Origin of the sequence: Kosakonia sacchari SP1 (genome assembly GCF_000300455.3) — a bacterium.
In the GTDB taxonomy this organism is placed as follows: domain Bacteria; phylum Pseudomonadota; class Gammaproteobacteria; order Enterobacterales; family Enterobacteriaceae; genus Kosakonia; species Kosakonia sacchari.
Genome location: NZ_CP007215.2, coordinates 331429 through 344901 on the forward strand (window position 1 = coordinate 331429; position 13473 = coordinate 344901).

Genomic DNA, 13473 nt, shown 5'->3' on the forward strand with positions numbered 1-13473 from the left:
TAACCTTGCGCGGAAGGGGTCCGCGCGCTGTTTCCCCCTTTCTGGCGTCAAGGCCAACGGGTTTTGAACAGGAGCGATAATGCAGGTTTTACATGTATGTTCTGAGATGTTTCCGTTGCTGAAGACCGGGGGTCTGGCAGACGTGATTGGCGCGTTGCCTGCGGCACAAATTGCCGGTGGTGTTGATACTCGCGTTCTGTTGCCTGCGTTCCCTGATATTCGTCGTGGTGTGAGCGATGCGAAAGTGGTGTCCCGGCGTGAGACGTTTGCCGGTCACATTTCGCTGTTATTCGGTCACTTCAACGGGGTGGGGATTTACATGATCGATGCGCCGCATCTGTACGATCGGCCCGGGAGTCCCTATCACGACACGAATTTGTTCGCCTATACCGATAACGTACTGCGTTTTGCGTTACTCGGTTGGGTTGGCAGCGAAATGGCCAGTGGGCTTGATCCATTCTGGCGCCCGGATGTGGTGCACGCGCACGACTGGCATGCAGGGTTGGCTCCGGCTTACCTCGCGGCGAAGGGGCATCCGGCCAAGTCGGTGTTTACGGTGCATAACCTTGCCTATCAGGGCATGTTTTATGCACAGCATATGAATGACATCGAACTGCCATTGTCGTTCTTTAATATGCACGGGCTGGAGTTCAACGGACAGATTTCGTTTCTCAAGGCGGGGCTGTATTACGCGGATCATATTACCGCTGTCAGCCCGACGTACGCGCGCGAGATCACCGAACCGCAGTTCGCCTATGGCATGGAAGGGCTGTTGCGCCAGCGCCAGCAGGAAGGCCGCCTGAGCGGCATTCTGAACGGCGTCGATGAAAAAATTTGGGATCCGGCCACCGATTTGCTGCTCGGTGCGCGCTACACGCGCGATACGCTGGAAGAAAAAGCGGAAAACAAACGTCAACTGCAAGTAGCGATGGGGCTGAAAGTGAACGACAAAGTCCCGTTGTTTGCGGTGGTAAGCCGCCTGACCAGCCAGAAAGGGCTGGATCTGGTGCTGGAAGCCTTGCCTGGGCTGCTGGAACAGGGCGGTCAACTGGCGCTGCTTGGTGCGGGCGATCCGGTGTTGCAGGAAGGCTTTCTCGCTGCCGCCGCAGAACACTCCGGGCAGGTGGGGGTGCAGATTGGTTACCACGAAGCGTTCTCGCACCGCATTATGGGCGGGGCGGATGTCATTCTGGTGCCGAGCCGCTTTGAACCTTGTGGCCTGACGCAATTGTATGGCCTGAAGTACGGCACACTGCCATTAGTGCGCCGCACCGGCGGGCTGGCGGATACGGTTTCCGACAGTTCGCTGGAAAACCTGGCGGATGGCGTCGCCAGCGGTTTTGTCTTTGAAGATAGTAATGCCTGGTCGCTGCTCAGGGCCATCAGGCGTGCTTTCGTGTTGTGGTCCCGTCCATCGCTTTGGCGTTTTGTACAGCGTCAGGCGATGGCGATGGATTTTAGCTGGCAGGTCGCCGCGCAGTCATACCGCGATCTTTACTTTCGGTTGAAATAGTTTTCCAGGAATCACTTATATGAATGCACCTTTTACTTATGCTTCACCTACGTTAAGTATTGAGGCGTTAAAACATTCGATTGCCTACAAACTGATGTTCACCATCGGTAAAGATCCGGCTGTCGCCAATCGCCACGAATGGCTGAACGCCACGCTGTTTGCCGTGCGCGATCGGCTGGTGGAGCGCTGGCTGCGTTCCACCCGCGCGCAGCTCTCTCAAGAAGTGCGCCAGGTTTACTACTTATCGATGGAGTTTCTGATTGGCCGCACCCTTTCTAACGCCTTGCTGTCACTCGGTATCTATGACGATGTGAAAAACGCGCTGGATGAAATGGGGTTCGACCTTGAAGAGTTGATTGATGAAGAGAACGACCCCGGCCTTGGTAACGGCGGGCTGGGTCGACTGGCGGCCTGCTTCCTGGATTCGCTGGCGACGCTGGGATTGCCCGGCCGCGGCTACGGCATTCGTTACGACTATGGGATGTTCAAGCAGAACATCGTTGACGGGCGGCAGAAAGAGTCGCCGGATTACTGGCTGGAGTACGGCAATCCGTGGGAGTTTAAACGCCACAACACACGTTACAAAGTGCGGTTTGGCGGGCGCATTCAGCAGGAAGGCAGAAAGAGCCGCTGGGTTGAAACCGAAGAGATCCTCGCCGTTGCCTACGATCAGATTATCCCCGGCTACGATACCGATGCGACTAACACGCTGCGTTTGTGGAACGCGCAGGCGAGTAGCGAAATTAACCTCGGCAAATTCAACCAGGGTGACTACTTTGCCGCCGTGGAAGATAAAAACCACTCGGAAAACGTCTCTCGTGTGCTCTACCCGGATGATTCCACCTACTCCGGTCGCGAGCTGCGTCTGCGTCAGGAATACTTCCTGGTCTCCGCGACGGTGCAGGATATCCTCAGCCGCCACTATCAGTTGCACCAGACTTTTAGCAATCTGGCAGACAAAATTGCCATTCACCTCAATGACACTCACCCGGTGCTGTCGATTCCCGAGCTGATGCGTCTGCTTATAGACGAGCATAAATTCGAATGGGATGACGCCTTTGAGGTGACCTGTCAGGTCTTCTCTTACACCAACCACACGTTGATGAGTGAGGCGCTGGAGACCTGGCCGGTAGATATGCTGGGTAAAATTTTGCCGCGCCATCTGCAAATCATCTTTGAGATTAATGATTATTTTCTCAAGACCTTGCAGGAGCAGCACCCGAATAACACCGATTTGTTGAGCCGCACGTCGATTATTGACGAAGCCAGCGGACGCCGCGTACGTATGGCCTGGCTGGCGGTGGTGGTGAGCCATAAAGTGAATGGCGTTTCTGAGCTGCACTCCAATTTAATGGTCCAGTCGCTGTTTGCCGATTTCGCAGACATCTTCCCGATGCGTTTTCTCAACGTCACTAACGGCGTGACGCCACGGCGCTGGCTGGCGCTGGCGAACCCGTCGCTTTCGCACGTGCTGGATGAAAATATTGGCCGCACATGGCGTACCGATCTCAGTCAGTTGAGCGAGCTGGAGCAGCATATTGATTACCCGACGGTGAACCAGGCGGTGCGCCAGGCGAAGCTGGAGAATAAAAAGCGGCTGGCGATCGTTATCGCCCAGCAACTGAACGTGGTGGTGAACCCGAAAGCGCTCTTCGATGTGCAGATCAAACGCATTCATGAATATAAGCGCCAGTTGATGAACGTGTTGCACGTTATTGTCCGCTATAACCGCATCAAGGCCGATCCCACGGCGCAATGGGTGCCGCGCGTCAATATTTTCGCCGGTAAGGCCGCGTCTGCTTACTACATGGCGAAACATATTATCCATCTGATCAACGATGTCGCGCAGGTGATCAACAACGATCCGCAGATTGGCGACAAACTGAAAGTCGTCTTTATCCCCAATTACAGCGTCAGTCTGGCGCAGGTCATTATTCCGGCGGCGGATCTTTCCGAGCAGATTTCACTGGCGGGCACGGAAGCTTCCGGCACCAGTAATATGAAGTTTGCCCTCAACGGCGCGCTGACGATTGGCACGCTGGATGGCGCGAATGTTGAGATGCAGGAACACGTTGGCGAAGAGAATATCTTTATCTTCGGTAACACGGCGGATGAAGTCGAAGCGCTGCGGCGCAAGGGCTATAAGCCGCGTGAATACTACGAGAAAGATGAAGAGTTGCATCAGGTGCTGACGCAAATCGCCACTGGCTTGTTCAGCCCACAGGAACCCGGGCGCTATCGCGATCTCGTCGATTCATTGATCAACTTTGGCGACCATTATCAGGTACTGGCGGATTTCCGCAGCTATGTCGATTGCCAGGAAAAAGTGGATGAGCTTTATCGCCACCCGGAAGAGTGGACCAATAAAGCGATGCGTAACATCGCCAATATGGGGTACTTCTCATCGGATCGCACTATTCAGGAATATGCCGAGAATATCTGGCATATCAAACCGGTTCGGCTGTAATAAAAAAACCTCTCCCGGTTGGGAGAGGTTTTTTCTCTTGCGATGCCACTCTCTCCCATAGGGGAGAGACTGATTCTGTTACGACGCCAGCGACAGTTCCGCTTTATGATGACGCGTTAACCATTGCGCTACGCGCGACTGCTCTTCCGCATTCAGCCACATGCCGAGTTTGGTGCGACGCCAGATAGCGTCGTCCAGGCGTCTTACCCATTCGTGTTCGACCAGGTAACGCAGTTCGGCTTCGTACAACTCGTGACCGAAATGCTCGCCTAGCTCTTCAAGGCTGGTGGCATTCGCCAGTATCAGCTCACTATTGCTGCCGTAAGTGCGGGCATAATGACGCGCCAGCGATTCGCTGATAAACGGATAACGGCGGCGCAATTTGGCGGCGTAATCATCGCGATCGCCGGCAATATCCCCGCCTGGTAATACGCAGCTTTTCGTCCATGCCGGGCCAATGCCTTTGTAGTACGGCGTCAGTTTTTCCAGCGCGTGTTCAGCCAGCTTGCGGTAAGTGGTCAATTTGCCGCCAAACACTGACAACAGCGGCGCTTTGCCGTTTTCGTCGTGGATATCCAGCGTATAGTCACGGGTGATAGCCTGCGGTGAATCGGATTCGTCATCACACAGCGGGCGTACGCCGGAGTAAGTCCAGACAATGTCCTCGCGGCTCAGCTGTTTCTTGAAGTGACCGTTATAGACTTTCAGCAGGTAGTTGATCTCGTTTTCGTCGATCTCCACGTGCTTCGGATCGCCTTTATATTCCACATCCGTGGTGCCGATAATCGAAAACTCATCCATCCACGGAATCACAAAGACAATACGCTTATCTTCGTTTTGCAGGATATACGCCTGTTTCTGCGCGTGTGCGCGCGGCACCACAATATGGCTGCCTTTGATCAGGCGGATGCCGTACGGGGATGGCAGATGCATGCCGTCATCGAAGAATTCTTTCACCCATGGGCCGGTGGCGTTAACCAGACCGCGCGCCTGCCAGCTGAATTTTTCTCCGGTGTCGATATCTTCCGCTTCAACAATCCACATGCCGTTTTCGCGGCGTGCGCTGGTGGCGCGGGTGCGGGTCATCACTTTACCGCCTTTTTGTTCCACCATCTGCGCATTGGCCAATACCAGACGCGCATCGTCTACCCAGCAGTCAGAATATTCGAAACCGCGCACGATTTCCGGTTTCAGCACCGATTCTGCGCCAAAACGCAAACCGCGCGATGCAGGCAAACTGGTGCGTTTACCGAGGTGATCGTACATAAACAGACCAATGCGGATCATCCACGCCGGACGCAGGTGCGGGCGGTGCGGCAGGCGAAAACGCATCGGGAAAGCGATGTGCGGCGCCATTTTCAGCAGTACTTCGCGCTCGGCCAGCGCTTCGCTCACCAGGCGGAATTCGTAGTGTTCAAGGTAGCGCAGGCCACCGTGAATCAGTTTGGAGCTGTTGCTGGATGTCGCGCAGGCGAGATCCTGTGCTTCCAGCATCAGCACGGATAAACCACGCCCTGCGGCGTCAACCGCGATACCGGCACCATTAATGCCCCCGCCTATCACAATCAGATCTTTGGTTTCCATGCTGTCCTCATGCACTTTCGTTAAAGCTCAAAAATGTTCGATATCGCTCATAATAGCAAAGGAACGCGCTTTTGGTAACATCAAAAAAACAATTTAGAGTGATATGCATAACATAATGGCGCTAACCCGCTGTCACGACGTACACTTGACGGCAGGATAGCCATTTACTGTGTCAATTAAGAGAACGTCATGGATCACTTTGAGTGTATTAACGTAGAAGAAGCCCACCAAAAATTGCATCAGCAGCAGGCTGTACTGGTGGATATTCGCGATCCGCAGAGCTTTGCGATGGGGCATACGCCAGGCGCGTTTCATCTCACCAACGACACGCTGGGCGCGTTTATGCGTGATAACGACTTCGAAACGCCGGTGATGGTGATGTGCTATCACGGCAATAGCAGCAAAGGCGCTGCGCAATATTTGTTGCAGCAGGGCTACGATCAGGTCTACAGCGTGGACGGTGGTTTCGACGCCTGGCATCGCCACTTTCCGTCTGAAGTGATGCACGGCGCGCTGTAGGCATTACGCTTGTCTTCGGTATACTGTCTTTTTTTGTAGGGACTAAACGACGCCTGCCATGTTGATGATTACCTCTTTTTCCAACCCTCGCGTCGCCCAGGCGTTTGTTGATTACATGCAGACCCAGGGTGTGATCCTCACCCTTCAACACCATCAGCAAAGCGATGTCTGGCTGGCAGATGAAAGCCAGGCGGAGCGCGTGCGCAGCGAACTTGCGCGTTTTATGGAAAACCCCGGCGACCCGCGTTATCTGGCGGCGAGCTGGCAATCCGGGCAAATCGATAGCGGCTTGCACTATCGCCGCTTTCCGCTGCGGGCGGCGCTGCGTGAGCGCGGCGGGCCATTAACGCTGCTGATGTCGGCGCTGTGCCTCGTGGTGTTTGTGATGATGAGCATTATCGGCGATCAAACGGTGATGATGTGGCTTGCCTGGCCGTGGGACGCAAGCGTGCAGTTTGAAGTCTGGCGCTACTTCACCCATGCGGTAATGCACTTTTCGCTGGTGCATATCATCTTCAACCTTTTCTGGTGGTGGTATCTTGGCGGCGTGGTTGAAAAACGTCTGGGTACCGGAAAACTGGTAGTCATTACCCTCATTAGCGCTTTATTGAGCGGTTTTGTGCAGCACCAGCTTACTGGTCCGTGGTTTGGCGGCTTATCCGGCGTGGTTTACGCGCTGATTGGCTATGTCTGGCTACGCGGTATACGTGACCCGGAATCGCAGATTGCGTTACCTAACGGATTGTTTATCTTCACCGTTGTGCTGATGGTGGCGGAGTGGTTCGGTTTGACCGGTTTCGCCATTGCTAACGGCGCGCACACGGCGGGGATGGTGATTGGGCTGGCGATGGCGCTGGTCGACACGAAAAATGTGCGAAAACGAACATAATTATCCAGGGACAATTCATGAAACAAACACAGCGTCATGACGCAATTATTGAACTGGTTAAACAGCAGGGATATGTAAGTACCGAAGAGTTAGTCGAGCAATTTTCCGTTAGCCCACAAACGATTCGCCGCGATCTGAACGATCTGGCAGATCAAAATAAAATTTTGCGTCATCACGGTGGCGCGGCGCTGCCATCGAGCTCGGAAAACACCTCCTGGCACGATCGTAAAGCGACGCAAACGGCGGAAAAAGAGCGTATCGCTCGTAAAGTGGCGGAACAAATTCCCAACGGCGCCACGCTGTTTATTGATATCGGCACCACGCCGGAAGCGGTCGCCCATGCGCTGCTCAACCACAGCGATTTACGCATCGTCACCAACAACCTGAACGTCGCCAATACATTAATGAAGAAAGACGACTTCCGGGTGATTCTGGCAGGTGGCGAACTCCGTAGCCGCGACGGCGGCATTGTGGGTGAAGCGACGCTCGATTTTATTTCTCAATTCCGCCTCGATTTCGGCATCCTCGGCATCAGCGGCATCGATGCTGATGGCTCATTGCTGGAGTTTGATTACCATGAAGTGCGCACCAAACGGGCAATTATTGAAAACTCGCGCCATGTGATGCTGGTGGTGGATCACTCGAAGTTTGGTCGTAACGCGATGGTCAATATGGGCAGTATTAGCATGGTGGATGCGGTTTACACCGATACGATGCCACCCGCCAGCGTGGTGCAGGTGATTACCAGCAATAATGTCCAACTGGAGCTGTGCTAAACCGCCCTGCGGCGGTTTTTACACCCCGTAGCCCATAATCTTCAGCAACTGCTGCGCATGCTGAACCGCATCCTGGCGATGGGCGACGCCGAGTTTCTGATAAAGGTTGCGGATATGGGTTTTAATGGTCGTTGCCGCGACAGCCAACTCACCCGCAATCTGTTCATTACTGTAGCCAGAATAAATCAGCCCCAGCACCTGCCATTCGCGCTGGGTCAGCGGGCTGGTGCGGATCAGTTCCGGTACTTCCGGGTGAGTGAGCAGCCGTTCGACAAAGTTCTCGTCAAAATGCGCGAACTTGTGACGGTGGTGCTGATTGATATCGCGCAAAATGCGCTGGGCGCGGTGCTGATCCAGCTCCGGCAGCGTGTTGAGCTGAATTAACTGACGCAACTGCTGCGCCATCGCTTCCCCTTCAATTACGAAGTGGCTGATAAATCCGGTGCGGTTAGCCAGTTGTAAAGCTTCCAACAACACCCGCTGCGCGTCATTTTTACGTCCCGCCTGCCAGTAAAGCTGGTTCAACAGCAACAGGTTGCGATTGATATCGCTCATCAGGCGCAGGCCACGCGCGTTTTCATTTAATTCCTCAAGCACCATTTCTGCTGGGTCGTAATCGCCGAGCAGGATCTGCGCGCGGGCAATATTGCGCCACTGGCTTTGCAGAAAATGGTTATTGGCAAATTCAGGTTTAGGCGTCTGGCGCAGCCACTGGGCCGCCGCTTTTTTATCGCCGGTCATTTGCCAGTAGATCACCCGCACTTTGTCGGCGTTCGATACCCAGTCGCTGTGATACTGACCATTGCCGAGCAAATTCTCCAGCCGGTGCAGGTGGCTACGGGCATTATCGAGATCGCCGCGCGCCAGCGAGTTTTGCACCAGCAACGCCAGACACTGTAATTGTTGCTGCGGTTGCAGGGCGGAAAGCACCTCCATACCCTGGCGTGCCGCCGCTTCGGACTCGTCCAGTCGCGCCCACGCCCACAGGAGCTGCGCGCGGATGCGCAGCAGGAATTCATGCATCGGCAACTGCTCAAGATGCTGCTCACGGATAAGCGCGAAGGCCTTCTCTTGCATCTCCCAGGCCGCTTGCAGGAAGCCCTGGGCGAACAAAATTTCGCTTTGCTGGATGAGACTCCACAACGCGTAGTGCCAGACGTCGTGACGACGCGCCATCTGCTCGGTTTGCTGCATGACCGACAGCGAATTGGTCAGCTCGCCTTTGCAGTGCAACACTTCTCCGTGGACCGAGGTGGCCACAATGCGGCTGTAATAATTTGCCAGCGGCAACTCTTCAAGCGCCACCATCGCCAGCCGTTCGGCTTCCACCGGGTCACCATCGTTGATGGCGACTTGCGCGCGCAGAGCATTGAAATCGCCGTGCAGCGAGGCGTCCATTTGCGTGGTCATCTCCTGTTCGGCGCGCGCCAGGAGCGTGTTCACTTCGCTGTAGCGGTGCTGGCTTTGCATCAACCAGGCTTGTAACAGCACCAGGCGTGGGTTTTCCAGCAGGCTTTCCCACGGCAGTGCTTTTAGCGACTCTTCCAGCACGCTCAGCTCGCTGTGGTTAAACAATCCCCATGCGTGATGCAGCAGAATATCGCGCAGCATAATGCCATCGCCCGCTGCCAGCGCATGGTGAATGGCTTCGCTAGGGAAGCCTTGCGCCATCCAGCTTTCCGCGGCCGCGCGGTGAATATCCGGTAATTCTGTCGCCAGTTCCCACTGGCAACGCTGGCGCAGGAAGTTGCCAAACAGCGGATGGTAACTAAACCATTCGCCGGAATCGTCCATCCGTTGCAGGAACAGGCCCTGGCGCTCAATCTCTTCCAGCCGCATCTGCCCGTTCTCTTCGCCGGTCACGCGCACAATCAGCGCATCGTTCATTGAACGCAGCAGAGCGCTTTTTAGCAGGAAATGACGGGTATCGACATCGACATTATCCAGCACTTCATCAACCAGATAATCTGAAAGATGGCTGGCGTTAATGCCCGCCAGGCGGCGCGCAGACTGATGCGGCGCGCTGTGATTTTGCCGGGCAGAAAGCGCGATAAGCTGGAGCGCCGTTGCCCAACCGGCCACGTCGTCGCACAGACGGCTGCTCTCTGCCGCTTCAATAGGGGAGGTCAGGCGACAGTCAAAGAACTGTTTGGCCTCCTGGTGGGTAAAGGCAAGCTGGTGGCTGCCTATCTCCAGCAACTGCTCGCGCACGCGAAGATTAGCGATGCCTAACTGCGGCAAGTTGCGCGACAGTACAATCAGCGTCAGGTTTTCTGGCTGATGGCGTAAGAAAAAGCGCATCGCATCATGAATGACCGGGTTGGTGACGAGATGGTAATCATCAATCACCAGATACAATGGGCGCTGCCATTCGGTCAGCTCAATAAATAACTGTGAAAAGAGTGACGGCAGGCTGGCGTACTGGCGTTTTTGCGCCATCACTTCACTGCTGACGCAGTGTCCGCCCGTCGCCTGCTGAACGGCGGCAATAAAATAGCTGGCAAAGCGTTCCTGCTGGTTGTCTCCTTCATCCAGCGAATACCAGCCAACGTCGTTCTTACCTGCCGCCCACTGTGAAATGAGCGTGGTTTTGCCGTAACCCGCAGGGCTGGTTACCAGCGCAAGCCGATAATTGTTGGCGCCGGAAAGTTTAGCCAGCAGCCGTTCCCGCACCACCGTGTGGTCGAGACGAACCGGGCGACTTAATTTAGACGGAATCAACATGGTTATCACTTCACTGTGCGAAAAACGGAGGGGACGATTTTTTTTGCGCTTCGTAATTAATAGTAATAAGGTCGGCCAGATGAAGAAATATTGCAAGTTATGTCCGAATCTGGCGATTGTGAATTTGCACCATGTCACATTTCTATTTATGTCGTGAATAAAGAAAGCACAATAATGGCAAAAGAGGGGGAGTCAGGGCTGGCGGGCGATGCAGGCCGGGATTTGTAATACAATCGGCAACTATAAGGTCTTTATAAGAAATATTAAGACATTGGCTGACATAAACGCACAAATAGCAAAAAACGAACAATTCCGCTCAGCGAAATATTATTTCGCCAAATTCTCAGCGGTCAGGAATATTTATTCTCTCCGAAACGTCATTTCATTTTTCCTGCGCGCACGCTGAATTTCTACACATCTGTTGCTGCTTTTTTGATTGAATAATGTTCAAAAAAGACGCTACCTTTAGGTGGCGGCGATCACACTTTTCGCTCATCCCCGCTACTCCTCCCCGGCTAATCCCTGGCAGGATGAGGAACTCAGTTACCGAGCCAGGCACACTAGCGCAAACGTCGATTTACTTCATTACAGGATCCGGATTCTTTATGTCAAAGCCAACGTTTAATAAAGCGGAATTTGAAACGGCTCTTACGCGCCAGTGGCAGCGTTTTGGGGTTCAGGCCGCGAGCGACATGACAACCCGCCAGTGGTGGCAAGCGGTCAGCGGTGCGCTGGCTGAACTTCTGGCAGCGCAGCCCGCACCGAAAACAGCGAAAAATCAGCGCCACGTTAACTACATCTCCATGGAATTTTTGATTGGTCGCCTGACCGGCAACAACTTGTTGAATCTGGGCTGGTATCAGGGCGTCGGCGAGGTGCTGCAACACCACAACATCAATCTGACCGATTTGCTGGAAGAGGAGATCGATCCGGCGCTCGGTAACGGCGGTTTAGGGCGCCTGGCGGCCTGTTTCCTGGATTCGATGGCCACCGTTGGTCAGTCGGCCACCGGTTACGGTCTTAACTATCAATACGGCTTGTTCCGCCAGTCTTTTGTTGACGGGCAACAACACGAAGCGCCGGACGACTGGCATCGCCGCTGCTACCCATGGTTTAGCCATAACGAGCAATTAGATGTACAGGTAGGCATTGGCGGTAAAGTCAGCAAAGAAGGGCACTGGCAACCAGCGTTTACGCTGATCGGTGAAGCCTGGGATCTGCCGGTTATCGGCTATCGCAACGGCATTACCCAGCCGCTGCGCCTGTGGCAGGCGACGCACGCGCACCCGTTTAACCTCACCAAGTTTAACGATGGCGATTTTCTGCGGGCTGAACAAACGGGTATTGATGCGGAAAAACTCACTAAAGTGCTCTACCCGAATGACAACCACCAGGCGGGCAAAAAGCTGCGTCTGATGCAGCAATATTTCCAGTGTGCCTGTTCGGTGGCTGATATTCTGCGCCGCCATCACCTGGCCGGGCGCAAGCTGGCGCAACTGCCGGACTACGAAGTTATTCAACTGAACGACACGCACCCGACGATTGCCATTCCTGAGTTACTGCGTGTGCTGCTTGACGAGCATCAACTGAGTTGGGATGACGCATGGGCGATCACCAGCCGCACGTTCGCCTATACCAACCACACGCTGATGCCAGAAGCGCTGGAGTGCTGGGACGAAACGCTGGTGAAAGCGCTGCTGCCGCGCCATATGCAAATCATCAAGCAGATCAACGACAAGTTTAAAGTGCTGGTTGAGAAAACCTGGCCTGGCGACAAAGCTGTGTGGGCGAAGCTGGCGGTGGTGCATCACAAACAGGTACGCATGGCGAACCTGTGCGTGGTTGGCGGTTTCGCGGTGAACGGCGTTGCGGCGCTGCACTCAGATCTGGTGGTAAAAGATCTGTTCCCGGAATACCACCAGTTATGGCCGGGCAAATTCCATAACGTCACCAATGGCATCACTCCGCGCCGCTGGATCAAACAGTGCAACCCGCAGCTGGCTGCGTTGCTTGATAAGACGCTGAAAAAAGAGTGGGCCAACGATCTCGACCAACTGATTAACCTGGAGAAATACGCCGACGACGCGGCGTTCCGTCAACAGTACCGTGAGATCAAACAGCACAACAAACAGCAACTGGCGGCGTTTGTGAAAGCGCGTACCGGCATAGAAATCAATCCGCACGCGCTGTTTGATATCCAAATCAAGCGCTTGCATGAGTACAAACGCCAGCATCTTGGTTTGCTGCATATTATCGCGCTGTATAAAGAGATCCGCGAAAACCCGCAAGCTGACCGCGTGCCGCGCGTGTTCCTGTTTGGTGCGAAGGCCGCGCCGGGGTACTACCTGGCTAAAAACATTATCTATGCCATTAATAAAGTGGCGGAAGTGATTAATAACGACGCCAGCATTGGCGACAAACTGAAGGTCGTTTTCCTGCCGGATTATTGTGTATCGGCGGCGGAGAAATTGATTCCGGCGGCGGATGTTTCCGAGCAGATCTCCACGGCCGGTAAAGAGGCATCCGGCACTGGCAACATGAAGCTGGCGCTGAATGGCGCGTTAACCGTCGGTACGCTGGACGGTGCCAACGTCGAGATTGCCGAGCAGGTTGGCGAGGAGAATATCTTTATCTTCGGTAACACCGTTGAGCAGGTGAAGGCGCTGAAAGCGAAAGGGTACGACCCGCTGAAATGGCGCAAAAAAGACAAGCAACTGGATGCGGTGCTGAAGGAGCTGGAAAGCGGTAAATACAGCGATGGCGATAAACATGCCTTCGACCAGATGCTGCACAGTATCGGCAAGCAGGGCGGCGACCCGTATCTGGTGCTGGCGGATTTCGCCGATTATGTGGCGGCGCAGAAACGTGTCGATGTGCTCTACCGTGACCAGGAAGCCTGGACGCGTGCCGCGATCCTGAACACCGCGCGCTGCGGTATGTTCAGCTCCGACCGTTCGATCCGCGATTATCAAACCCGTATCTGGCAGGCGAAACGCTAAGG

General features: G+C 54.5%; 8 protein-coding genes. 6 read left to right on the forward strand and 2 right to left on the reverse strand.

Annotation, left to right across the window (positions count from 1 at the left end; all coding sequences use genetic code 11):
- Positions 1-79 precede the first annotated feature (79 nt).
- Complete coding sequence (glgA, locus tag C813_RS24495; RefSeq protein ID WP_017459547.1) at positions 80-1513, forward strand: glycogen synthase GlgA; 1434 nt, start codon at positions 80-82, stop codon at positions 1511-1513.
- A gap of 19 nt (positions 1514-1532) precedes the next feature.
- The gene (glgP, locus tag C813_RS24500) at positions 1533-3980 is read left to right on the forward strand and encodes a glycogen phosphorylase (RefSeq protein ID WP_017459546.1); all 2448 of its coding nucleotides are present in this window, start codon (positions 1533-1535) and stop codon (positions 3978-3980) included.
- Positions 3981-4058: 78 nt separating this feature from the next.
- Here the strand turns inward: glgP and glpD are convergent, their stop codons facing one another.
- On the reverse strand, positions 4059-5564 hold the full coding sequence (glpD, locus tag C813_RS24505; protein ID WP_017459545.1) for a glycerol-3-phosphate dehydrogenase: 1506 nt from the start codon (positions 5562-5564) through the stop codon (positions 4059-4061).
- 189 nt (positions 5565-5753) lie between these two features.
- Between glpD and glpE the strand changes: the two genes are divergently transcribed.
- Genes glpE through C813_RS24520 form a run of 3 tightly spaced genes read left to right on the forward strand, consistent with a single transcriptional unit; the run spans position 5754 to position 7748 of the window.
- On the forward strand, positions 5754-6083 hold the full coding sequence (gene glpE / locus C813_RS24510; protein ID WP_017459544.1) for a thiosulfate sulfurtransferase GlpE: 330 nt from the start codon (positions 5754-5756) through the stop codon (positions 6081-6083).
- 58 nt (positions 6084-6141) lie between these two features.
- Positions 6142-6972 (forward strand): rhomboid family intramembrane serine protease GlpG, encoded by an 831-nt coding sequence (gene glpG, locus C813_RS24515; protein WP_017459543.1) that lies wholly within the window; start codon positions 6142-6144, stop codon positions 6970-6972.
- 17 nt (positions 6973-6989) lie between these two features.
- Positions 6990-7748 carry a DeoR/GlpR family transcriptional regulator gene (locus tag C813_RS24520; protein ID WP_017459542.1) on the forward strand — a complete coding sequence of 253 codons (759 nt, stop codon included), beginning with the start codon at positions 6990-6992 and terminating at the stop codon, positions 7746-7748.
- Between the two features lie 18 nt (positions 7749-7766).
- Here C813_RS24520 and malT read toward each other — a convergent pair whose 3' ends face one another.
- Positions 7767-10472 carry an HTH-type transcriptional regulator MalT gene (malT, locus tag C813_RS24525; RefSeq protein ID WP_017459541.1) on the reverse strand — a complete coding sequence of 902 codons (2706 nt, stop codon included), beginning with the start codon at positions 10470-10472 and terminating at the stop codon, positions 7767-7769.
- Positions 10473-11077: 605 nt separating this feature from the next.
- On the opposite strand from malT, the gene malP reads away from it, so the two are divergent.
- Positions 11078-13471 (forward strand): maltodextrin phosphorylase, encoded by a 2394-nt coding sequence (gene malP / locus C813_RS24535; RefSeq protein ID WP_017459539.1) that lies wholly within the window; start codon positions 11078-11080, stop codon positions 13469-13471.
- Positions 13472-13473 lie beyond the last annotated feature (2 nt).

Coding starts and splice junctions, on each gene's coding strand:
- glgA (WP_017459547.1), top strand. CDS start 80: ATGCAGGTTTTACATGTATGTTCTGAGATGTTTCCGTTGCTGAAGACC.
- glgP (WP_017459546.1), top strand. CDS start 1,533: ATGAATGCACCTTTTACTTATGCTTCACCTACGTTAAGTATTGAGGCG.
- glpD (WP_017459545.1), bottom strand. CDS start 5,564: ATGGAAACCAAAGATCTGATTGTGATAGGCGGGGGCATTAATGGTGCC.
- glpE (WP_017459544.1), top strand. CDS start 5,754: ATGGATCACTTTGAGTGTATTAACGTAGAAGAAGCCCACCAAAAATTG.
- glpG (WP_017459543.1), top strand. CDS start 6,142: ATGTTGATGATTACCTCTTTTTCCAACCCTCGCGTCGCCCAGGCGTTT.
- C813_RS24520 (WP_017459542.1), top strand. CDS start 6,990: ATGAAACAAACACAGCGTCATGACGCAATTATTGAACTGGTTAAACAG.
- malT (WP_017459541.1), bottom strand. CDS start 10,472: ATGTTGATTCCGTCTAAATTAAGTCGCCCGGTTCGTCTCGACCACACG.
- malP (WP_017459539.1), top strand. CDS start 11,078: ATGTCAAAGCCAACGTTTAATAAAGCGGAATTTGAAACGGCTCTTACG.